Source organism: Micromonospora sp. NBC_00362 (assembly GCF_026342155.1).
Classification (GTDB): Bacteria; Actinomycetota; Actinomycetes; order Mycobacteriales; family Micromonosporaceae; genus Micromonospora; species Micromonospora hortensis.
On record NZ_JAPENH010000001.1, the window covers coordinates 5,733,230 to 5,756,689 of the forward strand.

Below are 23,460 nucleotides of genomic sequence, written 5' to 3' on the forward strand. Positions count from 1 at the left end.
TCCCGTGGCGGCCCAGGTACGCGTTCTTCGTCAACGGATCCGCTCGGCGAAGTCGATGAAGAAGATCACCAAGGCGATGGAGCTCGTGGCGACGAGCCGGATCGCCAAGGCCCAGGCCCGGGTGCAGGCGTCCCTGCCGTACGCCCAGGCCATCACCGGCGTGCTCACGGCGCTGGCGTCCAACGCGCGGATCGACCACCCGCTGCTCACCCCGCGCGAGCGGGTGCGGCGGGCCGGCGTCCTGTTGGTCACCAGTGACCGTGGCCTGGCCGGCGGTTACAGCTCCAACGCGATCAGGATGGCCGAGTCGCTGATCGCGCGGCTCAGGGCGGACGGCAAGGAGCCGGTGCTCTACGTCATCGGGCGTAAGGGCGTCGGGTTCTACCGGTTCCGCGAGCGGCCGATCGAGGCGAACTGGACCGGCTTCAGCGAGCAGCCGTCGTTCGAGGACGCCCGTACCGTTGGTGAGACGCTGATCAAGGCGTTCACCGCCGGTGCGGACGACGTCGACGGCGGGGCCGGAGCGGACGGGGTGCTCGGCGTCGACGAGTTGCACATCGTCTACACCGAGTTCCACTCGCTCATGACGCAGAACCCGGTCACCAAGGTCATCGGTCCGATGCAGGTGGAGGACCGGCCGCGCTCCGAGGGGTTGCTGCCGGCGTACGAGTTCGAGCCGGAGGCGGAGGCGCTGCTCGACGCGCTCCTGCCGAGGTACATCAACACGCGGATCTACGCGGCGTTGATCGAGTCGGCGGCGAGTGAGTCGGCGGCACGGCGGCGGGCGATGAAGAGCGCCACCGACAACGCCGAAGAGATGATCGAGAAGTACACGCGCGAGATGAACTCGGCTCGCCAGGCCGGGATCACCCAGGAGATCAGCGAGATCGTCGGCGGCGCCAACGCGCTGGCCGCGTCGGGAAGTGAAGTGTGATGACTGCACCAGTAGAGACCAAGACGGCCACGGGTCGCGTGGTCCGGGTCATCGGCCCGGTCGTCGACGCCGAGTTCCCGCGCGACGCGATGCCGCCCCTGTTCAACGCCTTGAACGTGAAGGTGAACCTGTCCGGCGGTGAGAAGACGCTGACCCTGGAGGTTGCCCAGCACCTGGGTGACAACCTGGTCCGTGCCATCTCGATGCAGCCGACCGACGGCCTGGTCCGTGGCGCCGAGGTGCGCGACCGCGGCGAGCCGATCACGGTGCCCGTGGGTGACGCGGTCAAGGGCAAGGTGTTCAACGCGATCGGCGAGGTGCTCAACCTCAAAGAGGGCGAGACGTTCGAGGCCGACGACCGGTGGGGCATCCACCGCAAGGCCCCGGCCTTCGCGGACCTCGAGCCGAAGACCGAGATGCTGGAGACCGGCATCAAGGTCATCGACCTGCTCGCCCCGTACGTCAAGGGCGGCAAGATCGGCCTGTTCGGCGGCGCGGGCGTGGGCAAGACGGTGCTCATCCAGGAGATGATCACCCGGGTTGCCCGCAACTTCGGTGGCACCTCGGTGTTCGCCGGCGTGGGGGAGCGCACCCGTGAGGGCAACGACCTCATCGCCGAGATGACCGAGTCCGGCGTCATCGACAAGACCGCGCTGGTCTACGGCCAGATGGACGAGCCGCCGGGCACCCGGCTTCGGGTGGCGCTCTCCGCGCTGACCATGGCGGAGTACTTCCGGGACGTGAAGAAGCAGGAGGTGCTGCTCTTCATCGACAACATCTTCCGCTTCACGCAGGCCGGTTCGGAGGTGTCCACCCTGCTCGGCCGTATGCCGAGCGCCGTGGGTTACCAGCCGACCCTGGCCGACGAGATGGGCGAACTCCAGGAGCGGATCACCTCCGTCCGGGGCCAGGCCATCACCTCCATGCAGGCGATCTACGTGCCGGCGGACGACTACACCGACCCCGCCCCGGCCACCACGTTCGCCCACCTGGACGCGACCACCAACCTGGAGCGGTCGATCTCCGACAAGGGCATCTACCCGGCCGTGGACCCGCTGGCGTCCTCGTCCCGGATCCTCGCCCCGGAGTTCGTCGGCGCCGAGCACTTCCAGGTTGCCACCGAGGTGAAGCGGATCCTGCAGCGCTACCGCGACCTGCAGGACATCATCGCCATCCTCGGCATCGAGGAGCTCTCCGAGGAAGACAAGATCACCGTGGCTCGCGCCCGGCGGATCGAGCGCTTCCTCTCGCAGAACACCTACGCGGCGGAGCAGTTCACCGGCGTGCCGGGCTCGACGGTCCCGATCAAGGAGACCATCGAGGCGTTCCGCAAGATCAGCGAGGGCGAGTACGACCACTTCCCCGAGCAGGCGTTCTTCATGTGCGGCGGTCTCGAGGACCTGGAGCGCAAGGCTGAGGAGCTGATGAAGAGCTGACCCAGCTCTCATCCGTAGCAAAAAGACTGCCCCGGCAATGCCGGGGCAGTCTTTTGTTCATGTTCGCGTCTTACCATCGTCGCGGTCCGTTACTCGTGGTCGTCACTCCGGAGGGTCCCGAGCTACGGTTCGTTCCGCGCTCACGTGAACGAGCGTTGATCTTTGCAACCTTTCGACGACGTGCGCCCGTCTTCCTCATCGTGGGCGTAACGAACGGAGCTGCTCGTGGGTAAGGCCGGTAACAGTGGCCGCAAGCGGTCCATCTGGCGAGGTGTGCCGCGGTGGGCCAGGATCTGCACGGTGTTCGGCACCGTGCTGACGGTGCTCAGCGGCGCCGTGCTGGTCGGCACCGAGGTGCTCATGGCCCGCTACGAGGGGTCCGTCGGCAAGGCCGACCTCTTCGGCGACCAGGCGGCGGGCGCCCAGGCGAAGAAGAGCGACATCAAGGGTCCGCTGAACATCCTGCTCGTCGGCATCGACCCGCGTACGCCGACGGCCGCGCCGCTGGCCGACTCGATCATGGTGCTGCACGTGCCGGCCTCGATGGACCGGGCCTACCTGTTCTCGCTGCCTCGTGACCTCTACGTGCGGATCCCGGCCTTCAAGAAGGCCGACTTCCCGGGCGAGACCACGAAGATCAACGCCGCGATGTCGTTCGGCAGCAAGGTGCCGGGAGCCAACCCGGACGCGGCACGGGGCTTCGAGTTGCTGGCCACCACAGTGCAGAACCTCACAGGCATCAAGCGCTTCGACGCCGGCGCGATCATCAACTTCACCGGTTTCCAGAAGATCGTCGACGCCATGGGCGGTGTCGACATGTACATCGAGCGCGACGTGAAGTCCGAGCACAAGCAGCCGGACGGCAAGCCGCGGCCGGGCAACACGCGTGGTGAGGGCTACGTCGGCCCGCAGGCGATCTACAAGAAGGGCAACCGGCACCTGAGTGGGTGGCAGGCGCTGGACTACGTCCGGCAGCGCTACCCGAAGAACGGCGTTCCGGATTCCGACTACGGCCGGCAGCGCCACCAGCAGCAGTTCGTCAAGGCCATGGTCGGCCAGGCGTTCAGCGCCGACGTGGTGTCCAACCCGATCAAGCTGGACAAGGTGCTCCGTGCCGCCGGCCAGTCGTTGATCTTCAACGGCCGGGGCAACAGCGTTGTCGACTTCGGGCTCGCCCTGAAGGACATCCGCCCGAACACCATCGAGATGATCAAGCTGCCCGGTGGCGGGGTCTTCGAGGGTAGTAAGTACCTGGGCGAGCAGTTCCAGGACGGTGTTCCGGACTTCTTCACCGCCCTGCACAACGAGCAACTTGACCCGTTCCTGCTGGAGCACCCGGAATTCGTCAACAAGGCCAAGTAGTCAGGTCGGCGTTGTCCCCACCCGCGTTGGGCGCGCCGCGTCGTCAGGCTAGACTTTCGGCAATCCGTAGCCGCAGCAAGGAGACAGCGTGGCACAGCAGCTTCACGTCGAGCTCGTCGCCGTCGAGGAGAAGGTCTGGTCCGGTGACGCCGAGATGGTCGTCGCCCGGACGACCGAAGGCGAGCTCGGTGTCCTGCCGGGGCACGCGCCGCTGCTCGGCCAACTCGCCGAGCCCGGCCAGGTACGCATCAAGCTCGCCGGCGGCGAGCAGGTCGCCTACGAGGTGGCCGGCGGCTTCCTCTCGGTGAGCGCCGACGGTGTCACCGTGCTGGCCGAGAGCGCAACCCCGGTCTCCGCGCAGAGCCGCTGAGCCACACCGGGGATGGAGATCGTCGAAGGATTCGGAATCGGCGTTGTCGTCATCCTCGGCGCGCTTCTGACCCTCTTCGTCCGGCGAGCTCTCGTCACCCGCAGCGGTGGCATCATCCGGCTCAGCGTGCGGGTCTCCACCATGCTCGACGGCCGCGGCTGGTCGCCCGGCTTCGGCCGGTTCGCCGGTGAAGAGCTTCGCTGGTACCGGATGTTCAGCTTCGCGATCCGGCCCAAGCGGGTGCTCTCCCGCAAGGGACTGGCCGTGGAGCGCCGCCGGTTGCCCGAAGGTCAGGAACGGTTCTCCATGCCGGCCGACTGGGTAATCCTCCGCTGTACGAGTAACCACGCACCGGTGGAGATCGCCATGGCGCGATCGACAGTCACCGGTTTTCTCTCCTGGCTCGAGGCCGCCCCTCCGGGGGCGGTCTCGCCGCGTATGGCCTCCCAGGACTGGCCGGCTGCCTGATCGGCTCTTTCTGTGGTTGCTCTTGGCTTCCGTGGTCGCTCTTCTGGGTTTCCGGGGGAGCACGCCCGGCTCCGGGCGGTCAGGCTTGATCCCTGCGCCGGGCGGGCTCCCCGGGAACCCTTCGTTGCCGCTGTGCGTCGATCCGGCGGGCTTTGATCACCTGCCGTTACCGGGGCGGCTGAGTCCCGCCTTCTCGGTGCTGCGCTGCGCGCCGCGCCGCGCTGCGATGCGCGCCGGGCTGCGCGGCTTGCGCGTCGGTCGAGGTGCTGGTCGGCTTGGCTCGCCGAGGAGTCGGCCCTGGCTACGCGTGGTGGCGGGCAGAGTGGGAACCCAGACCTCGACGTGGTGCGAAGCGCCCGACGTTCAGCGCTTGCCGCCCGGCACCCATAGCACGTCTCCTGCCGGATTTGCCGTTCTTGACAGGATAAAGAGCAGATCGGAGAGCCGGTTGAGATACTTTGCCGGGAGCGTGCTGGTTCGTTCCGGATCGTGGCCGACCAGCGCCCACGCTGCCCGTTCGGCACGCCGGGCGACGGTCCGCGCCACGTGCAGCAGTGCCGCACCTGCGGTGCCGCCGGGGAGGATGAAGGAGTCGAGCTTGCTCAGGCGTGCGTTGTACTCGTCGCACCAGCCCTCAAGGCGCTCGACGTACGCCTCGGTGACCCGCAGCGGCGGGTACTTCGGCTCCGGCTCGACCGGGGTGGACAGGTCGGCGCCGACGTCGAACAGGTCGTTCTGCACCGACCCCAGCACACCGCGAAGCTCCTCGTCGAGGTTTCCCAGCGCGAGCGCGACACCGATCGCCGCGTTGCACTCGTCGACATCCGCGTACGCGGCGATCCGTGGATCGGTCTTCGGCACCTGCTCGTTGTTGCTCAGCCTGGTCATGCCGGCGTCGCCGGCCTTGGTGTAGATGCGCGTGAGGTGGACGGCCATGACGCACAGCCTACGGATTCCCGACCTGACGATCCCGGCGCGGCCGGACAGCACCGCCGGCTGGCCGGTGGTGGTGGGTCCCGGCGACGCCGGCGATTCGGCGGTCAACGATGTCGACGTCATCCGGGTACGCGGTGACGGCCGACTGTCCGGCACCGTGCACGTGGTCGGTGCCAAGAACTCGGCGTTGAAGCTGATGGCCGCCGCGCTGCTCGCGCCGGGCCGCAGTGTGATCACCAACGTCCCCCGGATCACCGACATCGCGATCATGGGGGAGGTGCTGCGACGGCTGGGCTGCGACGTCCAGTTCGACGCGGACGACCCGGTCGACCCGATGGTCGTCCGTGGTGGAGTGGCCCGGTCCCGGTCGGTGACGATCGACGTACCCGAGCAGCCGGGCGCGGAGGCCGACTACGACCTGGTCCGACGGCTGCGCGCGTCGATCTGCGTGCTCGGCCCGTTGCTGGCCCGCCGGGGGTACGTGCGGGTGGCCCACCCCGGCGGCGACGCGATCGGGTCGCGGGGGTTGGACATGCACATCTCCGGGCTGACCCGGATGGGCGCGGAGATCTCCGGTGAGCACGGTTTCGTCATCGCCTCCGCCCCGCACGGGCTGCGTGGCGCGGACATCGTGCTGGATTTCCCCAGCGTCGGCGCGACCGAGAACCTGGTGATGGCGGCGGTGCTGGCCCAGGGCACCACGATGATCGACAACGCGGCCCGGGAGCCGGAGATCGTCGACATCTGCACGATGCTCAACCAGATGGGTGCGCGCATCGTCGGCGCGGGCACGTCGACGTTGCGCATCACCGGTGTGCCCGGTCTGCGTCCGGTGCGCCATGCCACGGTGGGGGACCGGATCGTCGCCGGCACCTGGGCGTTCGGCGCGGCGATGACCCGCGGCGACGTGACGGTGACCGGGCTGGACCCGGCCTTCCTGGAGGTCGCCCTGGACAAGGTCGTGGCGGCCGGCGGGCTAGTGGAGACCCGGGGAGACGGCTTCCGCGTACGGATGGACGAGCGGCCCCGGGCGGTGGACGTGGTGACGCTGCCGTACCCCGGCTTCGCCACCGACCTGCTGCCGATGGCGATCGGGCTGGCGGCCGTCAGCGACGGTGCCTCCCTGATCACCGAGAACATCTTCGACGGCCGGTTCATGTTCGCCAACGAGATGATGCGGCTCGGCGCGGACATCAAGACCGACGGGCATCACGCGGTGGTCCGGGGTCGGGAGCGGCTCTCCGGTGCCCCGGTGCGGGCCACCGACATCCGGGCCGGAGCAGGGTTGATCATCGCCGGGCTCTGCGCGGAGGGGGTCACCGAGGTCTCCCACGTGCACCACGTCGACCGGGGCTACCCGGACTTCGTGGCCGACCTGCGTGCGCTCGGGGTGGCGGTCGAGCGGGGCACCACGCCGGAGGAGCCGGCGCTGGAGATCTGAGGCCCCCACGACCCGGCCCGACCGCCACTTAGCCATCGTTCAGGCTCGCCGACTAGGGTGCAGGCAGGCACTCAATCGCAGCGAGGGAGAAGCAGATGGCGGGTCGACTCGCGGTCGTCGGAGCCGGGTTGATGGGTTCCGGCATCGCCCAGGTGGCGGCGCAGGCGGGCTGGCAGGTGACGCTGCGCGACCTGGACGACGCGGCCACCACCCGGGGTCTGGGCGGCATTCGGAAGTCACTGGAGAAGTTCGCCGAGAAGGGCAAGATCGAGGCGTCCGAGGTCGAGGCGACGCTGGCCCGGATCACCCCGACCACCGACCTGGAGGCGGCGGCGGACGCGGACATCGTGGTCGAGGCGGTCTTCGAGCGCCTGGAGATCAAGCACGAGGTGTTCCGCGCCCTGGACAAGATCTGCAAGTCGGACGCGGTGCTCGCCACCAACACCTCGGCCATCCCGGTCACCCAGATCGCCGCGGTGACCGAGCGGCCCGAGGCGGTGGTCGGCACCCACTTCTTCTCCCCGGTGCCGATGATGCAACTCTGCGAGCTGGTACGCGGTTACAAGACCAGCGACGCCACGCTGGACACCGCGCGGGCCTTCGCCGAGGAGATCGGTAAGACGGTCGTCGTGGTCAACCGGGACATCGCCGGCTTCGTCACCACCCGGCTGATCTCCGCCCTGGTGATGGAGGCGGTCAAGCTGGTGGAGTCCGGGGTGGTGTCCGCGGAGGACCTGGACACCGCCTGCCGGCTGGGCTTCGGGCACGCGATGGGCCCGCTGGCCACCACCGACCTGACCGGCGTGGACGTGCTGCTGCACGCCTCGAAGAACATCTACACCGACACCGCCGACGAGAAGTTCTTCCCGCCGGAGCTGCTCCAGCGGATGGTCACCGCCGGTGACCTGGGCCGCAAGACCGGCAAGGGCTTCTACACCTACTGAGACCGGCAGCCGCGGGGGCCCGTTCGCGGGCCCCCCGGTTCAGCTCAACTCGGGCCGGGCGGCGCGGCCAGCGCTCCCGCGACGAAGTCGAGGGCAGCGGGTATGACCGAGCCCCAGTAGCGGAAGTCGTGCCCGCCGTCGGCGTACTCGGCTCGGGCGGCCGGCTCGGGAAGGGCCCGCTCCAGCGCCTGCACGTCGGCGAGGAGGTCGTCCTGGCGACCGCACCAGAGGCCCAGCGGAGTGCCGCGTAGCCGGTCGACACCGGCGAAGACGGCATCACCTGGCGCGACGGCGGGGGAGAAGGCCGCCACCGCCCGGAGTGACCCCGGCCAGGTGGCGGCGAGCAACAGCGAGCCGAAGCCCCCCATGGACCAGCCCCAGGCCGCCAGCCGGGTGGCGTCGAAGCCCCGCTCGGCGCACCAGGCCGGCACCTCCTCACGCACCATCCGCTGCGGGTCGTCCCGGCCGGCGGGGCGCCAGGAGAGGCGGTCGCCGGTCGCTCCGGCGAGCACGAACGGCGGCGCACCCCGACGTACCGCGTCGGTCAGGAAGCGCCCCAGGCCGAGCCCGGGGAAGTCCCGTGCGGTGGTGGACGCGCCGTGCAGCACCAGGCAGACCGGCAACCCCTGACCGTCGCCGTGCCCGTCCGGGACGGCGGTGTAGAAGTCGACCGAGCGGTCACGTGCGGCGGACTGGCGGCTGACCAGTCGCTCGTCGCCGGCCGGCGCGTCCGGGGGAACGGGCCGCGTCGGCGACGGCCGGATCAGGTCGCGGGCCGTCCAGCCGACCCCGACCGCCAGCGCCGTCGCCCCTGCCCCCGCGAGCAGGAGCCCGCGCCGGGTCGGTCGAGCGGCCATCGTCAGAGTCTGGCAGCCCCACGGCGGATCGGGGGCCCCGGAAAGGCGTCAGCCGTCGCGCTTGGTCGTCCAGCGGAAGGTGGTCAGGCAGAGCACCACACCGATCACGCACCACAGGGCCAGCACCACCGCCACCCGGCCCAGCTCGAACGAGCCGCCCGGCTCCTGGGCGCCGAAGCTCTCCGGCAGGAACACCGACCGCAGCCCCTGGCACATCCACTTGAGCGGGAACACCGCCGCCACCTGCTGCATCCAGGTGGGCAGGTCGGTGAAGACGAAGAACACCCCGGAGATGAACTGGAGCACCAGAGCCACCGGGGTGACCACCGCGGAGCCGCTGCGGGCGGTGCGGGCCAGCGACGAGATCGCGATGCCGCACAGGGTGCACGCGGTCACCCCGAGCACGGCGACCCAGCCGAAGGTGAACCACTTCGCGGCGGTGCCCGGCAGGTCGAGGTCGAACAGCGCCACCGCGACGGCCAGCAGCAGGACCGTCTCGGCGATCCCGATCGCCACCACCATGATCACTTTGCCGGCGAACCAGACCCACTTCGGCATCGGCGTGCCCCGGTAGCGCTTGAGCACGCCCCGGTCCCGCTCGATCGGGATCCAGATGCCGAGGTTCTGGAAGCTCACAGTCATCAGGCCGGTCGCGATCATGCCGGTGATGAAGTACTGGGTGAACTTGACCCCGCCGCCGATCGTGCCGTCGAAGATCGACGCGAAGATCAGGATCATGATGATGGGGAAGCCCATCGTGAAGACCACCGACTCCCGGCTGCGCAGGAACTGGGTGATCTCCAGTCGTCCCTGGCGCAGGGCGAGCGCGCCGGCACCCGGCCGTCGGCCGCGAGTCGCGGTGACCGGCGTCGCCGGCTTCGTCGTGGTCGTCATCGCGCGTGTCCGATCATGGTGAGGTAGACGTCCTCCAGGGTCGGCCGGGTCACCGTGAGCCCGGGGACCTCGCCGCCGTAGCGCGCGGCGAGGTCGGCCACAAAGGCCGTCGGCGTCGCGCTCTGCGCGCTGTCCACCGTCCCTTCCGGGGTACGCCAGGAGACCGTCGCGAGGGCCTCCTGCCGATTGCCCAGCCGGTTGGGGGCGGCGACCTCGACCAGCCGGCCGCCGGCGATCACGCCGACCCGGTCGGCGAGGGCCTCGGCCTCGTCGAGGTAGTGGGTGGTGAGCACGATCGTGGTGCCGGCCGCGGCGAGGTCACGGATCAGCTCCCAGAACTCGCGGCGGGCCTCCGGGTCGAAACCGGTGGTCGGCTCGTCGAGGAAGAGCAGCTCGGGACGGCCGATGATGCCCAGGGCCACGTCCAGGCGGCGCTTCTGCCCGCCGGAGAGGGTGTGCGTCCGGGCCTTCGCCTTGTCGGCCAGCCCGACCCGCTCGATCACCTTCTCCGGGTCGTCCGCGTCGGGGTAGAAGCCGGAGAAGTGCCGGATCACCTCGGCCACTGTCAGCTCGTCGAACTCGCCGGTGCCCTGGAGCACGATGCCGACCCGGGAGCGCCAGTCGGCATCCGGTCTGGCCGGATCGGCGCCGAGGACGGTGACCTCGCCGGCGTCCCGGCGGCGGTAACCCTCCAGGATCTCCACCGTCGTGGTCTTGCCGGCGCCGTTCGGGCCGAGCAACGCGAACACCTCGCCGCGGTGGACGTCCAGATCCACGCCCGCCACCGCCACGTTGTCGCCGTACGCCTTGCGCAGCCCCCGGACGGAGATGGCCAGCTCGTCATCCATGCCGTCCAGTGTGCGTCCTGGCCTGGGCCGGGTGGTGCCCGGGGTGTGGCGGTCCACGCCACTGCGGGCGCTTGCCACCCGGACGTCCCCGACATGGACCTGTGTGGTTTTCCACAGCTCCTTTTACTGAACGGTAACTTAGACTCCGGCCATGGATGAGACGGCATTCCCGGGGCGGCTGCCCGAGCGGGACCGCCCGTGGGTGATGCGCACCTACGCCGGCCACTCGTCGGCCGCGGCGACCAACGCCCTCTTCCGCCGCAACCTGGCGAAGGGGCAGACCGGCCTGTCGGTCGCCTTCGACCTGCCCACCCAGACCGGGTACGACCCGGACCACGAACTCGCCGCCGGCGAGGTCGGACGGGTCGGAGTGCCGGTGGCCCACCTCGGTGACATGCGGGCGCTCTTCGACGGTCTTCCGCTCGCCGACACGAACACCTCGATGACCATAAACGCCCCGGCGATGTGGCTGCTCGCTCTGTACGGCACCGTCGGGTTGGAGCAGGGCGCCGACCTGGCCCGCTGCGCCGGCACCACCCAGAACGACATCATCAAGGAGTACCTGTCCCGGGGCACCTACATCTTTCCGCCGGCGGCGTCGCTGCGGCTCACCGCCGACGTGGTGGCGTACACGCTGCGCGAGATGCCCCGGTGGAACCCGGTCAACATCTGCTCGTACCACCTCCAGGAAGCCGGCGCCACGCCCGTGCAGGAGGTCGGCTTCGCGCTGGCCACAGCGGTCGCCGTGCTCGACGCGGTCCGAGACTCCGGCCAGGTCCCGGCCGAGCGGATGGGCGACGTGGTCCAGCGGATCTCGTTCTTCGTCAACGCCGGGGTGCGCTTCGTCGAGGAGATCGCCAAGATGCGCGCGTTCGGTGTGCTCTGGGACGAAATCACCCGGGACCGGTACGGGGTCACCGACGCCAGACAACGGCGGTTCCGCTACGGCGTGCAGGTCAACTCGCTCGGCCTCACCGAGGCGCAGCCGGAGAACAACATCCAGCGCATCGTGCTGGAGATGCTCGGCGTGACGATGTCCCGTGACGCCCGGGCCCGTGCGGTCCAACTGCCCGCCTGGAACGAGGCGCTCGGCCTACCCCGACCGTGGGACCAGCAGTGGTCGCTGCGGATGCAGCAGGTCCTGGCGTACGAGTCGGATCTGCTCGAATATCCCGACCTCTTCGCCGGCTCGCACGTGATGACCGCGCTCGTCGACGAGGTCGTCACCGGGGCGCGGGTCGAGCTGGACAAGGTGCTGGAGCTGGGCGGCGTCGTCGCCGCCGTGGAGACCGGCTACCTCAAGAGCGCGCTTGTCGCGTCGCTGGCCGAGCGCCGTCGGCGGATGGAGTCCGGTGCCGACGTGGTGGTCGGGGTCAACCGGTACACCGAGACCGAACCCTCCCCGCTGACCGCCGCCGGCGCGGACGCCGTCGAGCAGGTCGATCCAGCGGTCGAGGCGGCCGCCGTGGACGGCGTACACCGGTGGCGGGCCGACCGGGACCCGGCCGTCGTCGACGCGGCGCTGGCCCGGTTGCGCGCGGACGCCGCGACCACCACCAACCTGATGCCGGCCACACTGGAGTGTGTGCGGGCCGGGGTGACCACCGGCGAGTGGGCCGGCGCGCTGCGCCAGGTCTTCGGCGAGTACCGGGCGCCGACCGGCCTGGCCGGCGCCACCGGCGGCGGTGGGGAGCCGGGCCTCGTGGCGGTCCGCGAGCGGGTCACCGCCACCGCACGGGAGCTGGGCAGCGGCCGGCTGCGGCTGCTGGTCGGCAAACCGGGCCTGGACGGGCACTCCAACGGCGCGGAGCAGATCGCGGTACGCGCCCGCGACGCCGGCTTCGAGGTCGTCTACCAGGGCATCCGGTTGACCGCGGGGCAGATCGTCGCCGCCGCTGTCGAGGAGGACGTCGACCTGGTCGGGCTCTCCGTGCTCTCCGGGTCGCACCTGGCCGCCGTGCCCGCGGTGCTCGACGGGCTGCGCGCCGCCGGCCGGGCGGACCTGCCGGTGGTGGTGGGCGGCATCATCCCGGCCAGTGACGCGGACACTCTCCGGGCGGCCGGTGTCGCCCGGGTCTTCACCCCGAAGGACTTCGCCCTCACCGGCATCATCGACGACCTGGTGACTGTCATCCGTCGCGCCAACGACCTGCCCTGACCGAGAGCTGCCCCGACAGGTCGCCGACCGGCGTGGGTCAGCGGCCGGCGTAGGTCATGCAGTCGGCCATGTCGTTGTCCGGGCCCACCCTGATCGACGCCGCGTGGCACTCCAACTGCTCGTTGTGCCGGCAGTCGGCGCGCTGGCAGGCGCCCACCTGCGCGATCAGGCTCTCCACGCCACCCCGGACGGGCGACTCGACGAAGGTGTGGCAGTGGGCGTGATCCATGCTGCCGATGGTGATCGCGAACGCGTGGCAGTCACCCGACTGGTTGTACGCGCACGCGGCGACCACGCATTCCTGGACTCGGGGCATCTCCAACGCTGCGGTCATGCCGACCTCCTCTAGGCTCTTGCCCCGATCCTAGGCTTTTGTCGACCAGTGGAACCCCGGTATGGCGGGCCGCCGATCCGCCGCGTCAGACGCGGAAGCCGGCGGCGCGCGCGGCCTCTCGTTCGCGGCGTCGTTCGGATCGACGACGGAAGAACCAGAAGGTGAAGAACGCCAGCCCGACCAGGGCGACGAGCACCAGCACCGGCAGGATGATCGCCACCAGGGAGACCACCACGCTGGTGGCGTCCTCGGCGGTGCTGGCGACCGGGGCGCCGATGCCGGCGGTGGTCGCGTTGATCACCGGGCGGGCCGCGGACTTGAGCAGGTGCACGCCCAACGCCAGCAGTACGCCGGTGACGACCGGCACCCACTGGTGGGACGAGAAGAAGCTCCCCGGGTCGCTGACCGTCACCGTCTCCGACGAGGAGCCGGCGCCGAAGGCAAGGCCACCGGCGGTGGGTCGGACCACTGTCTGCACCACGTCGTTGATGTGGTCGACCACTGGCACCTTGTCCGCCACCATCTCCACGGCGAGCAGCACGGCCATGATGGCGATGACCCAGCCGTTGCCGAGCCAGGTCCAGCCGCTGGGCAGGTCGATCAGGTCGGTGTAACGGCCGAGCAGGCCGAGGATGAGCAGGGGTATGTAGGCGTTCAGCCCCGCCGAGGCGGCGAGACCGGTGCCGGTGAGGACTTCGAACACGATCTCAGCATCGCATCGACGCGCCAGTGCCGCTCGCTGGCGGCCGGTGGGTGCTCGGCTACCCTCGTCGGGTGCGGTTGGTCATTGCGAAGTGCTCGGTGGACTATGTCGGACGGCTCTCGGCTCACCTGCCGCTGGCCACCCGGTTGCTGATGGTGAAGGCGGACGGGTCGGTGTCTATTCACGCCGACGACCGGGCGTACAAGCCGTTGAACTGGATGAGCCCGCCGTGTCGGTTGGAGGAGGCCCCCGGTGTGTGGCGGGTCGTCAACAAGGCTGGCGAGGAGCTGCGGATCACCCTGGAGGAGATCTTCCAGGACACCTCGTACGAGTTGGGTGTGGATCCGGGCCTGCGCAAGGACGGGGTGGAGGCGCACCTCCAGGAGCTGCTGGCCGCCAACCCGGGTGCCCTGGGTGAGGGGTTCACGCTGGTCCGCCGCGAGTACATGACGGCGATCGGCCCGGTCGACCTGCTGTGCCGGGATGCCAACTCGGGCTCGGTCGCCGTCGAGGTCAAGCGGCGTGGCGACATCGACGGGGTGGAGCAGTTGACCCGCTATCTCGAGCTGATGAACCGTGACCCGCTGCTCAGCCCGGTCGTCGGGGTCTTCGCCGCCCAGGAGATCAAGCCGCAGGCCCGGGTGCTCGCCACCGACCGGGGCATCCGGTGTGTGGTAGTGGACTACGACAAGCTGCGCGGCATCGTGAAGGACGAGCTGACCCTCTTCTGACCGGCGCGCTACCCGGTGCGCACCGCGATCAGTGACTTCGGCAGACCGAACACCCGCTCCACCAGCATCGTCGAGTCGGGGAAGTAGTGACGCATCTGCGAGCGGTCCAACAGCTCGGTCCAGAGCACCTGGTGGATGGCGGCGTCGTGGCTGCGGGTCGGCTTGTGCCCCAACGGCCAGCGTTGGGCCAACGCGGTGCGCAGTCGTACCGGCAGGAACTGCATGCCGGGTGCGATCCAGTGTGGCTCGATGGGGAAGTAGCGGTAGGGCGTCTGCACCCAGTGCCGGTCGGCGAGTGAGCGGACGGCGGCGGCGAAGCGAATCCGGCGTTCGTGCCCGCCCACATGCTCCAGCACCGAGTTCGAGAACACCAGGTCGAAGCTGCCCTTGCTGAGGTGCGGGGGCAGGTCGCAGGCGTCGGCCTGCTCGACGTGGGCCCAATCCGGGACGACGGCGGGCGGCTGCTCCAGGTTGACGACTGTCACCCGGGCCGGTCGGACGGTGGCGCGGTGCCAGGTGCCGAGCCGACCGCCGAGGTCGACCACGTGCATGTCGCCGATGTCGGGAAAGGTGCGCGCCAGCCAGTCCGAGCGGTGCCGACGCCGTCGGGCGCTCCACGACTGGTCACTGTCGACAAGGCGGTAGCGCAATCGATTGGGGCCCATTTAACGCAATGTACCGCCGTGACCACGGCGTATAAACATGTGGATACGCCGATCCTTGTTGATGATCGGTTATCCGACACTTACCTCCCGTACATGACCTTGATGGCCTTGACGAGTCGGGCCACGTCGGCGGGGGTGCGCTCGAAGGTCATCGACGGCAGCAGTGACCGGGCACGACGTCGGGTGATCGCCTTGGACCGACCGAACTCACGCAGGCCGTCCTCCCCGTGGATCCGCCCGAAGCCGGAGTCGCCGACACCGCCGAACGGCAGGGTGGACATGCCGGCGAAGGTCAGCGTGGAGTTGATCGACGCCATCCCGGAGCGCAGCCGCCGGGCGGTGGCCACCGCGCGCCGCCGGCCGAAGACCGAACCCCCGAGGCCGTACGACAGGGCGTTGGCGCGGGTGACGGCCTCGTCGGCGTCGCGGACCCGGCTGATGGTCAGCGTGGGGCCGAAGGTCTCCTCGCGGACGGCGGCCGACTCCTCCGGCACGTCCACCAGCACCGTGGGGTGGACGTACGGCGGTTGCACGGCGCTCGGACCGCCGAGCACGGCGCGCCCGCCGGACGTGATGGCGGCGTCGATGTGCCGGCGGATCACGTCGATCTGCTTGGGCATGGTGATCGGGCCGATGTCGGTGCCCTCCGGCCCGACAGTCAGCCGACCGGCACGGGTCACCACCTTGTCGACGAAGGCGTCGAAGACGGCGTCGACCGCGTACACCCGCTCGATGCCGATGCAGGTCTGGCCGGCGTTGGTCATGCCGCCCCAGACACACGCCTCGGCGGCCGCGTCCAGGTCGGCGTCGCTGTCCACGATCATGGCGTCCTTGCCGCCGCCCTCGATGAGCACCGGGGTCAGCGTCTCGGCGCAGGCGGCCATCACCTTTCGGGCGGTGGCGGTGGAGCCGGTGAAGGCCAGCTTGTTGACGCCGGAGCGGCACAGCGCCGCGCCCACGTCGCCCAGCCCGTGCACGGCGGTGAACACCGGCTGCTCGGGCACCACCTCGGCGAAGCTGTCCACCAGCCACTGGCCGACCGCGGGCGTGTACTCGCTCGGCTTGAGCACCACGGCGTTGCCGGCGGCGAGGGCGTACGCGGCGGAGCCGATCGGCGTGAAGACCGGATAGTTCCACGGCCCGATCACGCCGACCACCCCGTACGGCTGGTATTCGAGGTGCCCGGAGAACTCGGCGAGGATGAGCCGGGACCGCACCCGGCGTGGACCGAGCACGCGGCCGGCGTTGCGGGCGGCCCAGTCAATGTGCTCGATCGCGGTGACGATCTCGACGATGGCGTCGGCGATCGGCTTCCCGCCCTCGACGTGCACCAACTCGGCCAACTGCTCGATGCGCTTGGCGAGCAGGGCACGCCACCGCAGCATCCGCTGGCGGCGGCCGGTGAAGCCGAGACCCGCCCACCACTCGCCGGCGGCGCGGGCGCTGTCGACGGCCTGCCGCACGTCGGCGTCGGTGGCGACCGGGAGGCGACCGGCCTCAGCGCCGGTCGCCGGGCTGGTGGAAACCAACTGGCCCGCGTCGATGACCGGAACGCCCGGGATATGCACTGCCGTCATGGCGGAAGTCTAGACCCGAGGATTACTCGCCGGTAGGGTCCCCGATTCGGGGCCGGGAGAGCGGCGTCGCACCAACCCGGCCGATCGTTGATCAGTGCAGGTCAGGGCGTTGGTGACGGATACGGCCCGCCCGAATCGTCGAACGGCAGATGGCCGGGAGGTGACGAGAGGCTGACCGGCCGGTCGGTATTGACGACTACCGTCTGATGGCAAGCTGACGCGCGGAGTGACGGTGCGGGGTGGAGGGCTGACTGTCCATGGAGGAACATCCGGAACTGATGCCGCTGTTGACGGTCGCGGGTGGACCGATGCGCGGCGCGAGCTTTCGTATGCGGGCCGAGATACAGGTGATCGGCCGAGCGCCGAGCGGTCAGGTGGTCATCAACGACCCACACCTGAGCCGTCGCCACGCCGAGGTGTGGTTGGCGCCGGAGGGCCCGTCCCTGCGGGACCTGGGCTCCACCAACGGCACCTGGCTCAACGACCGGCGGATCAGCGAGGTGGAACGCCTCTCCGACGGCGACGTGATCCGGCTGGGTCGTACCGAACTGCGCCTGTTCGACCCCGGGGTGGCGCTCACCGACCCGGTGGGGCTCAGCTTCGGCCCGTCCCGGCGCGACGTCCGACCGACGCTGCCGCTGCCGCTGGCCGCGCCACCGGGCTCGCGTCGCTGATCGCCTGGCGGCCTGCCACACCGGGTGGCTCCGTTGGGTGGCGGTCCGACACCTGGACCGGCGGGGACACCCGTGGCACCATGCCGCGGATGGAGACCGAGCAGCGCATCGTGACGGCGAACGGCATCACCCAGGCGGTACGGGTGGCCGGCCCGCCGGACGGCACATCGGTGCTGCTGATCCACGGCAACTGCTCGTCCGCGATGTTCTGGGAGCCGCTGGTCCGCCGTCTGCCACCGACGCTGCGGGTGGTCGCCCCCGACCTGCGGGGGTACGGCGACTCCGCGACCGCCCCGGTGGACGCCACCCGGGGCCTGCGGGACTTCGCCGACGACGTGGCCGCACTGCTGGACGACCCGACGCTCTTCGCCGCCGACGCGCGCCCGGTGGTGGTCGGGCACTCCCTCGGCGGCGGGGTGGCGATGCGCCTGCTGGTCGACCATCCGCACCGGGTGGGCGGGTTGCTGCTCGCCGCACCGGTCTCCCCGTACGGCTTCGGCGGCACCCGCGACCTGACCGGCACGCCGACCACGGCCGACTTCGCCGGCACCGGCGCCGGCACGGCGAACCCGGACTTCGTCGCCCGCCTCGCGGCCGGTGACCGAAGCGCTGACGCGCCGGCCAGCCCGCGCGCCGTGCTGCGAGCCACCTATGTGGCCGATCCCGCCTCGCTGGGCACTGACGAGGAACTGTTGCTCGACACCGTGCTGTCCACCGCCACCGGGGACGACAACTACCCGGGCACCGCTGTGCCGTCGGAGAACTGGCCGGGCACCGCGCCGGGGGAGCGCGGGGTGCTCAACGCGCTGTCGCCGACCTGGTTCCGGCTCGCCGACGAGCTGGTGGCCGTCGCCGAGAAACCGCCGGTCACCTGGGTACGCGGAGACGTCGACGTCATCGTCTCGGACACCTCGCTCTTCGACCTGGCGTACCTGGGTTCGCTGGATCTCGTGCCCGGCTGGCCCGGCGCGGACGCCTGCCCACCGCAGCCGATGGTCGGGCAGACCCGGGCGGTGCTCGACCGGTACGCGGCGGCCGGCGGCGCGTACCACGAGGTGGTGCTGCCCGGTTGCGGGCACAGCCCGCACCTGGAGCGCCCCGCGGAGTTCGTCGCGGAGTTGTTGGCCCTGACCAGCGTGGCGGCCGGGTAGCGGGTGCCGCTGAGCCGTGGGTGAAATATGCCACGGCGTCTCGACAACTCACCGTCACGTGGCAGACTCGCGCGCATAACCTTAGCGGCCGTTCAGTGGCCGTGCGGAGTCTCTGGGGAGGCCGGTCGTGGCGCGCGAGTTCAGCACCGTTGGTGTGGTGGGGCTGGGCACCATGGGTGCCGGCATCGTCGAGGTCTTCGCCCGCAACGGCATCGACGTGGTGGCAGTGGAAATCTCCGCGCCGGCGCTGGAGCGCGGCCGGGCCACACTGAAGGGCTCCACCGACCGGGCGGTCGCCAAGGGCAAGCTCGCCGAGGCGGACCGCGACGCCCTGCACGAGCGGGTGCACTTCGCTGTCGGGCTGGACGCGCTGCACTCCGTCGACCTGGTCATCGAGGCGGTGCCCGAGCACCTGGACCTCAAGCAGCGGATCTTCGCCGAGCTGGACCGGGTCTGCCGACCGGAGACGGTCCTCGCCACCAACACCTCGTCGTTGAGCGTCACCGAGATCTCGGTCGCCACCAGCCGACCCAACCAGGTGATCGGCATCCACTTCTTCAACCCGGCCCCGGTGATGAAGCTGGTCGAGGTGGTCCGCACTGTCGTCACCGCACCCGAGGTGGTCGCCGACGTTGAGGAGCTCTGCGCCCGGCTCGGCAAGGTCGACGTCACCATCAACGACCGGGCCGGCTTCATCGCCAACGCGCTGCTCTTCGGCTACCTGAACCACGCGGTCGCCATGTTCGAGTCGCACTACGCGACCCGGGAGGACATCGACGCCGCCATGAAGCTCGGCTGCGGCCTGCCGATGGGCCCGCTGGCGTTGATGGACCTGATCGGTCTGGACACCGCGTACGAGATCCTGGACACCATGTACCGGCGCGGCGGGCGGGACCGCCGGCACGCCCCGGTGCCGCTGCTCAAGCAGATGGTGACGGCGGGGCTGCTCGGCCGGAAGTCGGGCCGGGGCTTCTACACCTACGAGCGGCCCGGCTCCCCGGTTGTCGTACCGGACGAGGCGACGCCGTTGGCCACTGACGCCGCGCTCGCCGACGGCGCGCGCGCCATCGCGAAGGTCGGCGTGGTCGGCTCCGGGACCATGGCCACCGGGATCATCGAGGTCTTCGCGAAGGCCGGCTACGAGGTCGTCTCGGTGACCCGTGGCATGGAGAAGTCCGCGAAGGTCTGCGAGGCGGTCAAGACCTCGCTGAACAAGGGCGTCGTGCGGGGCAAGCTCGCCGAGGCCGACCGGGACGCCGCCCTGGGCCGGATCAGCTGGTCCGCCACACTCGACCATCTCGCCGACGTCGACCTGGTGGTCGAGGCGGTCGTCGAGGAGTTGAGCGTCAAGAAGGCCCTCTTCGCCAGCCTCGACGAGATCTGCAAGCCGGGTGTGGTGTTGGCCACCACCACCTCGTCGCTGCCGGTGATCGACGTGGCGATGGCCACCCAGCGGCCGGCCGACGTGGTGGGGCTGCACTTCTTCAACCCGGCCCCGGTCATGCCCTTGGTCGAGGTCGTCCGCACCATCCGCACCTCCCCGGAGGCCACCGCCACCGCCCGCGCCGTCTGCGCCGCGCTCGGCAAGACCGGCGTGGTCTGCGGCGACCGGTCCGGTTTCATCGTCAACGCGCTGCTCTTCCCGTACCTGAACGACGCGGTGAAGATGCTGGAGGCCAGCTACTCGACGGCCGACGACATCGACCACGCCATGAAGTTGGGCTGCGGCTACCCGATGGGCCCGTTCGAGCTGCTCGACGTGGTCGGGTTGGACGTCTCCCTGGCCATCCAGCGCGAGCTGTACCTGGAACTGCGCGAGCCGGGCTTCGCGCCCGCGCCGCTGCTGGAGCACCTGGTCACCGCCGGCTACCTGGGCCGCAAGACCCGCCGCGGCTTCCGCGACCACTCGCACCGCTGACCGGTCGCCCACGACGCGGAGGTCAGCACGGTTTCGGCGGGGCTCCGGGTCGCCGACGACCGTGGCGAGCCGGCCAGCTGGGAGTGACCGTAACCTTGGTGACTGTGAGCCCCCGTCGCAACCGCCCTCGCCGGGACGAGAACGCCAACCTGGACGCCGACCGGGTCCGCCAGGGCGTCGCCTCGGTGCAGCAGTGGACCGACGGCGCCTGGCAGGTACGCGGCATCGGCGCTGGCGCGTCGGTCAAGACGTACCGCTGCCCCGGCTGTAACCAGGAGATCCGGCCCGGGGTGGCGCACCTGGTGGCCTGGCCGGCGGACGGCCTGGGTGACCTGACCGACCGGCGGCACTGGCACAGCGGCTGCTGGCGGGCCCGGGAACGGCGCGGCCCGGCGGTGCAGCGTGGCCGGGGCTCCCCGCGCTACTGAGCGACCTGGGTCACCCTGTTCGTGCCTGGGCGGGCGGCGGCGGCGACTTCGCGACAGACTTGGGCGGTGAGCACAGCGATCCGCGCGTCGTCGATCCTGCCCGGCCGCCGGGAGGACATCGAGCTGCACACCGCCGACGGTCTGCGGCTGGTCGGTGAGCTGGCCCTGCCGGCCGACCGGCCGCCGGTGGCCACCCTGGTCTGCCTGCACCCGCTGCCCACCCACGGCGGAATGATGGACAGCCACGTGTTCCGCAAGGCGGCCTGGCGGCTGCCCGCGCTGGCCGACCTGGCGGTGCTGCGGTTCAACACCCGGGGCACCAGCAGCGTGCGCGGCACCAGCGAGGGAGCCTTCGACGGCGCGGTGGGCGAGCGGTACGACGTGGCCGCCGCCATCGAGTACGCGGAGTTCGCCGAGCTGCCCAACATCTGGCTCGTCGGCTGGTCGTTCGGCACCGACCTGGCGCTGAAGTACGGCTGCGACCCGACGATCGCCGGGGCGATCCTGCTCTCCCCGCCGCTGCGCTTCTCCGCCCCCGAGGACCTGGCCACCTGGGCCAACTCGGGTCGGCCGCTGGTGGCGCTGGTGCCGGAGTTCGACGACTACCTGCGCCCCACCGAGGCGCGGGAGCGGTTCGCCGCCGTGCCACAGGCCGAGGTGGTCGGGGTGCCGGGCGCCAAGCACCTGTGGGTGGGCGACGCGGAGACGGTGCTCGACGAGATCGTCCGGCGGGTCAACCCAGCCGTCGAGGTGCCGCTTCCGACGACCTGGGACGGCCCGACGGAGGCCGGCGACGTCAGCGCGTACGCCGACCGCACCGTGGCCGCCTTCGCCGACACCCCCGTCCCCGGCCCGGCCGCCACCAAGGCGGACTGACCCGCCCGTTTCCGGCCCGGCCGCCGCTCAGCGGCGCTCCTGGCGGGGCAGCACCACCTCGCGCAGGATCAGTTGCAGCGCGGCCACGGTGGGGATGGCGATCAGCGCGCCCACCACACCCAGCAGCGCCACCCCGAGCAGCGCGGCCAGCAGGGCGGCCACCTCGTTGACCTCCACCGAACGCCGCATCACCTTCGGGTAGATGAGGTAGTTCTCCACCTGCTGGTAGATCAGGAAGAAGACCGCGCAGGCGATGCCGGTGGGCAGGTCGGCGGCGAAGCCGACCAGACTCACTATCACCGCGCCCAGGGTTGCGCCGATCTGCGGGATCAGGTCGGTCACCGCGACCACCACTGCCAACGCGAACGGGTACGGCAGGTCGACGATCAGCGCGAAGACGAAGGTGGTCGCGCCGGCCAGCACCGCGATGCTCAGCGCGCCGACCATGTACGAGCCCACCTTGGCCAGGATCTCGTCGCCGATCAGCTGCACCCGCTGCCGCCGCGACCGGGGCACCAACGAGTAGCCCAGCGAACGCAGCTTGTCGAAGTACGCCAGGAAGTAGATGGTCAGCACCAGCACGGTCAGCGTCCGGAACACCGTGCCGAAGATCAGTTGTGCGCCGCCCAGCACCCCGCCGAGCGCCCGTCCGACAGTCTCCGCGTTGGCCGCGCCCTGCACCCGCTCCACCACGTCGTACCGCTCCACCAGGTCATTGACCGTCGGGTTGCGGCGCAACTCGTCGAGCAGGCTCGGGATCTGGTCGATGAACTGCCCCGACTGGGTGACGATCGGCGGGACCAACGCCACCACGCCGCCGCAGAGCAGCAGCACCACCGTCAGGGCGACCCCCGCCACCGCCAGGCCGTGCGGCACACCCCAGCGGCCCAGTCGGACCACCGCCGGGTTGAGGCCGACCGCGAGGAAGAGCGCGATCACCACCAGCACGAGGATGCCGCCGGCATTGCGAATCCCCAGATAGAGGGTGTACGCCAGCAGCACGCCCAGCGCACCGGTGAAGCCGAGCAGGAAGCTGCTGCGGCGCAGTGGCCGCCCCGGTGTGCCGAACTTTCCGGACGGGACCGCCGGCGGCTCCTCCGGGTCGACCCCCGGAACGGGGACCGGCACCGGCGGTGGCGTTGCCGGCGACGATGCCGCCCGCGCCTCCGACGGCTGCGCTTCCGCCGACGGTGGCGTCTCCGCCGACGGTGGCGTCTCCGCCGACGGTGGCGTCTCCGCCGGCTGTGGGGTTTCGGCTGGCGGGGGACCGGGGGTCACGTTCGGCTCATCGCCGGACGGGTCGTGCTGTGGCACCAGGGACCTCCCGGCTCAGGCCGTCGGACGACGGGCGACGGCCACGAACGCCCGCCACGCGGCGGGCGCGAACACCAGCACCGGGCCAGCCGGGTCCTTACTGTCCCGCACCCCCACGACCCCGGGCAGGTTGTCCGCCACCTCGACACACTCTCCGTTGCCGCTACGGCTGGACGTGCGCCAGAACGCGCCGGTCAGGTCCATGAGGTCACAACTTCCTTCATCAGCTCGATCGACTGGCGGCGAGAAAACGCACCGTTTCTGATCATCTCCCAACGCGCCAGCAGCGTAGCCACCTCCTGGTCGCCATCGACCACGAGACCGTCAATCTGATGCTCCATGTGCCCCACCCAACCACCGTCGGCGCCTCGGGCCAGATTGAACGGTCCGGAAAGCGGGACCCACGGCCCCAGTGGCTCGGGTCGTACCCCGTGGTTGTCC

24 protein-coding genes and 1 pseudogene are annotated in these 23,460 nt (G+C 70.5%); 14 read left to right on the plus strand and 11 right to left on the minus strand.

Going from position 1 to position 23,460, the window contains the following annotated elements; translation table 11 throughout:
- The first annotated feature begins 4 nt into the window (after nt 1-4).
- The 5 genes from OG992_RS26440 (at nt 5) to OG992_RS26460 (ending at nt 4,570) form a co-directional block, all read left to right on the plus strand.
- The gene (locus OG992_RS26440; protein WP_238687351.1) at nt 5-934 is read left to right on the plus strand and encodes a F0F1 ATP synthase subunit gamma; all 930 of its coding nucleotides are present in this window, start codon (nt 5-7) and stop codon (nt 932-934) included.
- Nucleotides 934-2,370, plus strand: coding sequence for a F0F1 ATP synthase subunit beta (atpD, locus tag OG992_RS26445; RefSeq protein WP_210785813.1), 1,437 nt, complete (start codon nt 934-936; stop codon nt 2,368-2,370). Before OG992_RS26440 ends, atpD begins: the two co-directional genes overlap by 1 nt.
- A 219-nt stretch (nt 2,371-2,589) precedes the next feature.
- A complete protein-coding gene (locus OG992_RS26450) occupies nt 2,590-3,732 on the plus strand; it encodes an LCP family protein (RefSeq protein WP_238687473.1) in 1,143 nt (380 codons plus the stop codon).
- 88 nt (nt 3,733-3,820) lie between these two features.
- On the plus strand, nt 3,821-4,102 hold the full coding sequence (locus OG992_RS26455; protein WP_030333186.1) for a F0F1 ATP synthase subunit epsilon: 282 nt from the start codon (nt 3,821-3,823) through the stop codon (nt 4,100-4,102).
- A gap of 12 nt (nt 4,103-4,114) precedes the next feature.
- The gene (locus OG992_RS26460; protein WP_266304553.1) at nt 4,115-4,570 is read left to right on the plus strand and encodes a DUF2550 domain-containing protein; all 456 of its coding nucleotides are present in this window, start codon (nt 4,115-4,117) and stop codon (nt 4,568-4,570) included.
- A 363-nt stretch (nt 4,571-4,933) separates the two neighbouring features.
- Here OG992_RS26460 and OG992_RS26465 read toward each other — a convergent pair whose 3' ends face one another.
- Nucleotides 4,934-5,506 (minus strand): cob(I)yrinic acid a,c-diamide adenosyltransferase, encoded by a 573-nt coding sequence (locus OG992_RS26465; protein WP_266304554.1) that lies wholly within the window; start codon nt 5,504-5,506, stop codon nt 4,934-4,936.
- On the opposite strand from OG992_RS26465, the gene murA reads away from it, so the two are divergent.
- Together murA and OG992_RS26475 are read left to right on the plus strand one after the other, a co-directional pair.
- Nucleotides 5,505-6,947, plus strand: coding sequence for a UDP-N-acetylglucosamine 1-carboxyvinyltransferase (gene murA, locus OG992_RS26470; protein ID WP_266304555.1), 1,443 nt, complete (start codon nt 5,505-5,507; stop codon nt 6,945-6,947). The two genes, OG992_RS26465 and murA, sit on opposite strands and share 2 nt — an antisense overlap.
- A gap of 95 nt (nt 6,948-7,042) precedes the next feature.
- Entirely contained in the window at nt 7,043-7,891 is an 849-nt protein-coding gene (locus OG992_RS26475; RefSeq protein ID WP_110561611.1) for a 3-hydroxyacyl-CoA dehydrogenase family protein, read from the plus strand.
- 44 nt (nt 7,892-7,935) lie between these two features.
- Here OG992_RS26475 and OG992_RS26480 read toward each other — a convergent pair whose 3' ends face one another.
- Genes OG992_RS26480 through OG992_RS26490 form a run of 3 tightly spaced genes read right to left on the minus strand, consistent with a single transcriptional unit; the run spans nt 7,936 to nt 10,490 of the window.
- On the minus strand, nt 7,936-8,748 hold the full coding sequence (locus OG992_RS26480) for an alpha/beta hydrolase family protein (RefSeq protein WP_266304556.1): 813 nt from the start codon (nt 8,746-8,748) through the stop codon (nt 7,936-7,938).
- Nucleotides 8,749-8,796: 48 nt separating this feature from the next.
- Nucleotides 8,797-9,642, minus strand: coding sequence for an ABC transporter permease (locus OG992_RS26485; protein ID WP_091405863.1), 846 nt, complete (start codon nt 9,640-9,642; stop codon nt 8,797-8,799).
- Nucleotides 9,639-10,490: an ABC transporter ATP-binding protein gene (locus tag OG992_RS26490; protein WP_238687346.1), complete on the minus strand. Its 852-nt coding sequence runs from the start codon at nt 10,488-10,490 to the stop codon at nt 9,639-9,641. The genes OG992_RS26485 and OG992_RS26490 overlap by 4 nt, the downstream gene beginning before the upstream one ends.
- Before the next feature lie 151 nt (nt 10,491-10,641).
- Here OG992_RS26490 and OG992_RS26495 point away from each other — a divergent pair, with 151 nt between their 5' ends.
- On the plus strand, nt 10,642-12,648 hold the full coding sequence (locus tag OG992_RS26495) for a protein meaA (protein ID WP_238687345.1): 2,007 nt from the start codon (nt 10,642-10,644) through the stop codon (nt 12,646-12,648).
- Nucleotides 12,649-12,685: 37 nt separating this feature from the next.
- On the opposite strand, the gene OG992_RS26500 is transcribed toward OG992_RS26495, so the two are convergent.
- A complete protein-coding gene (locus tag OG992_RS26500) occupies nt 12,686-12,982 on the minus strand; it encodes a DUF1540 domain-containing protein (RefSeq protein WP_203120485.1) in 297 nt (98 codons plus the stop codon).
- Between the two features lie 85 nt (nt 12,983-13,067).
- Entirely contained in the window at nt 13,068-13,685 is a 618-nt protein-coding gene (locus OG992_RS26505) for a DUF4126 domain-containing protein (RefSeq protein ID WP_124857624.1), read from the minus strand.
- Nucleotides 13,686-13,756: 71 nt separating this feature from the next.
- Between OG992_RS26505 and nucS the strand changes: the two genes are divergently transcribed.
- The gene (gene nucS, locus OG992_RS26510; RefSeq protein ID WP_112584054.1) at nt 13,757-14,416 is read left to right on the plus strand and encodes an endonuclease NucS; all 660 of its coding nucleotides are present in this window, start codon (nt 13,757-13,759) and stop codon (nt 14,414-14,416) included.
- 8 nt (nt 14,417-14,424) lie between these two features.
- Here nucS and OG992_RS26515 read toward each other — a convergent pair whose 3' ends face one another.
- Both OG992_RS26515 and OG992_RS26520 read right to left on the minus strand, forming a co-directional pair.
- Nucleotides 14,425-15,081: a trans-aconitate 2-methyltransferase gene (locus OG992_RS26515; protein ID WP_266304557.1), complete on the minus strand. Its 657-nt coding sequence runs from the start codon at nt 15,079-15,081 to the stop codon at nt 14,425-14,427.
- An 80-nt stretch (nt 15,082-15,161) separates the two neighbouring features.
- A complete protein-coding gene (locus OG992_RS26520; protein WP_238687342.1) occupies nt 15,162-16,658 on the minus strand; it encodes an aldehyde dehydrogenase family protein in 1,497 nt (498 codons plus the stop codon).
- Nucleotides 16,659-16,915: 257 nt separating this feature from the next.
- Between OG992_RS26520 and OG992_RS26525 the strand changes: the two genes are divergently transcribed.
- From OG992_RS26525 to OG992_RS26545, 5 genes are all read left to right on the plus strand, one after another.
- Nucleotides 16,916-17,332 carry an FHA domain-containing protein gene (locus OG992_RS26525; protein WP_266304558.1) on the plus strand — a complete coding sequence of 139 codons (417 nt, stop codon included), beginning with the start codon at nt 16,916-16,918 and terminating at the stop codon, nt 17,330-17,332.
- 80 nt (nt 17,333-17,412) lie between these two features.
- Nucleotides 17,413-18,483, plus strand: a complete 1,071-nt coding sequence (locus tag OG992_RS26530; protein WP_266304559.1) for an alpha/beta hydrolase — start codon at nt 17,413-17,415, stop codon at nt 18,481-18,483.
- A gap of 127 nt (nt 18,484-18,610) precedes the next feature.
- Nucleotides 18,611-20,401 (plus strand): 3-hydroxyacyl-CoA dehydrogenase family protein, encoded by a 1,791-nt coding sequence (locus tag OG992_RS26535; protein WP_266304560.1) that lies wholly within the window; start codon nt 18,611-18,613, stop codon nt 20,399-20,401.
- Nucleotides 20,402-20,499: 98 nt separating this feature from the next.
- Nucleotides 20,500-20,829 carry an ATP/GTP-binding protein gene (locus OG992_RS26540; RefSeq protein ID WP_112725385.1) on the plus strand — a complete coding sequence of 110 codons (330 nt, stop codon included), beginning with the start codon at nt 20,500-20,502 and terminating at the stop codon, nt 20,827-20,829.
- A 66-nt stretch (nt 20,830-20,895) separates the two neighbouring features.
- Nucleotides 20,896-21,705: an alpha/beta hydrolase gene (locus OG992_RS26545; protein ID WP_238687338.1), complete on the plus strand. Its 810-nt coding sequence runs from the start codon at nt 20,896-20,898 to the stop codon at nt 21,703-21,705.
- 27 nt (nt 21,706-21,732) lie between these two features.
- Here the strand turns inward: OG992_RS26545 and OG992_RS26550 are convergent, their stop codons facing one another.
- The 3 genes and pseudogenes from OG992_RS26550 to OG992_RS26560 all read right to left on the minus strand — a co-directional run.
- On the minus strand, nt 21,733-22,833 hold the full coding sequence (locus OG992_RS26550) for an AI-2E family transporter (protein ID WP_238687472.1): 1,101 nt from the start codon (nt 22,831-22,833) through the stop codon (nt 21,733-21,735).
- Nucleotides 22,834-23,034: 201 nt separating this feature from the next.
- The gene (locus OG992_RS26555) at nt 23,035-23,223 is read right to left on the minus strand and encodes a DUF397 domain-containing protein (RefSeq protein ID WP_266304561.1); all 189 of its coding nucleotides are present in this window, start codon (nt 23,221-23,223) and stop codon (nt 23,035-23,037) included.
- Nucleotides 23,214-23,432: pseudogene (locus tag OG992_RS26560) on the minus strand (Scr1 family TA system antitoxin-like transcriptional regulator); the annotation flags it as partial. The pseudogene OG992_RS26560 and the gene OG992_RS26555, both read right to left, overlap by 10 nt.
- Nucleotides 23,433-23,460: the final 28 nt, after the last annotated feature.

Coding starts and splice junctions, on each gene's coding strand:
- atpD (WP_210785813.1), top strand. CDS start 934: ATGACTGCACCAGTAGAGACCAAGACGGCCACGGGTCGCGTGGTCCGG.
- OG992_RS26460 (WP_266304553.1), top strand. CDS start 4,115: ATGGAGATCGTCGAAGGATTCGGAATCGGCGTTGTCGTCATCCTCGGC.
- murA (WP_266304555.1), top strand. CDS start 5,505: ATGACGCACAGCCTACGGATTCCCGACCTGACGATCCCGGCGCGGCCG.
- OG992_RS26465 (WP_266304554.1), bottom strand. CDS start 5,506: ATGGCCGTCCACCTCACGCGCATCTACACCAAGGCCGGCGACGCCGGC.
- OG992_RS26475 (WP_110561611.1), top strand. CDS start 7,043: ATGGCGGGTCGACTCGCGGTCGTCGGAGCCGGGTTGATGGGTTCCGGC.
- OG992_RS26480 (WP_266304556.1), bottom strand. CDS start 8,748: ATGGCCGCTCGACCGACCCGGCGCGGGCTCCTGCTCGCGGGGGCAGGG.
- OG992_RS26485 (WP_091405863.1), bottom strand. CDS start 9,642: ATGACGACCACGACGAAGCCGGCGACGCCGGTCACCGCGACTCGCGGC.
- OG992_RS26490 (WP_238687346.1), bottom strand. CDS start 10,490: ATGGATGACGAGCTGGCCATCTCCGTCCGGGGGCTGCGCAAGGCGTAC.
- OG992_RS26495 (WP_238687345.1), top strand. CDS start 10,642: ATGGATGAGACGGCATTCCCGGGGCGGCTGCCCGAGCGGGACCGCCCG.
- OG992_RS26500 (WP_203120485.1), bottom strand. CDS start 12,982: ATGACCGCAGCGTTGGAGATGCCCCGAGTCCAGGAATGCGTGGTCGCC.
- OG992_RS26515 (WP_266304557.1), bottom strand. CDS start 15,081: ATGGGCCCCAATCGATTGCGCTACCGCCTTGTCGACAGTGACCAGTCG.
- OG992_RS26520 (WP_238687342.1), bottom strand. CDS start 16,658: ATGACGGCAGTGCATATCCCGGGCGTTCCGGTCATCGACGCGGGCCAG.
- OG992_RS26525 (WP_266304558.1), top strand. CDS start 16,916: ATGGAGGAACATCCGGAACTGATGCCGCTGTTGACGGTCGCGGGTGGA.
- OG992_RS26530 (WP_266304559.1), top strand. CDS start 17,413: ATGCCGCGGATGGAGACCGAGCAGCGCATCGTGACGGCGAACGGCATC.
- OG992_RS26555 (WP_266304561.1), bottom strand. CDS start 23,223: ATGGACCTGACCGGCGCGTTCTGGCGCACGTCCAGCCGTAGCGGCAAC.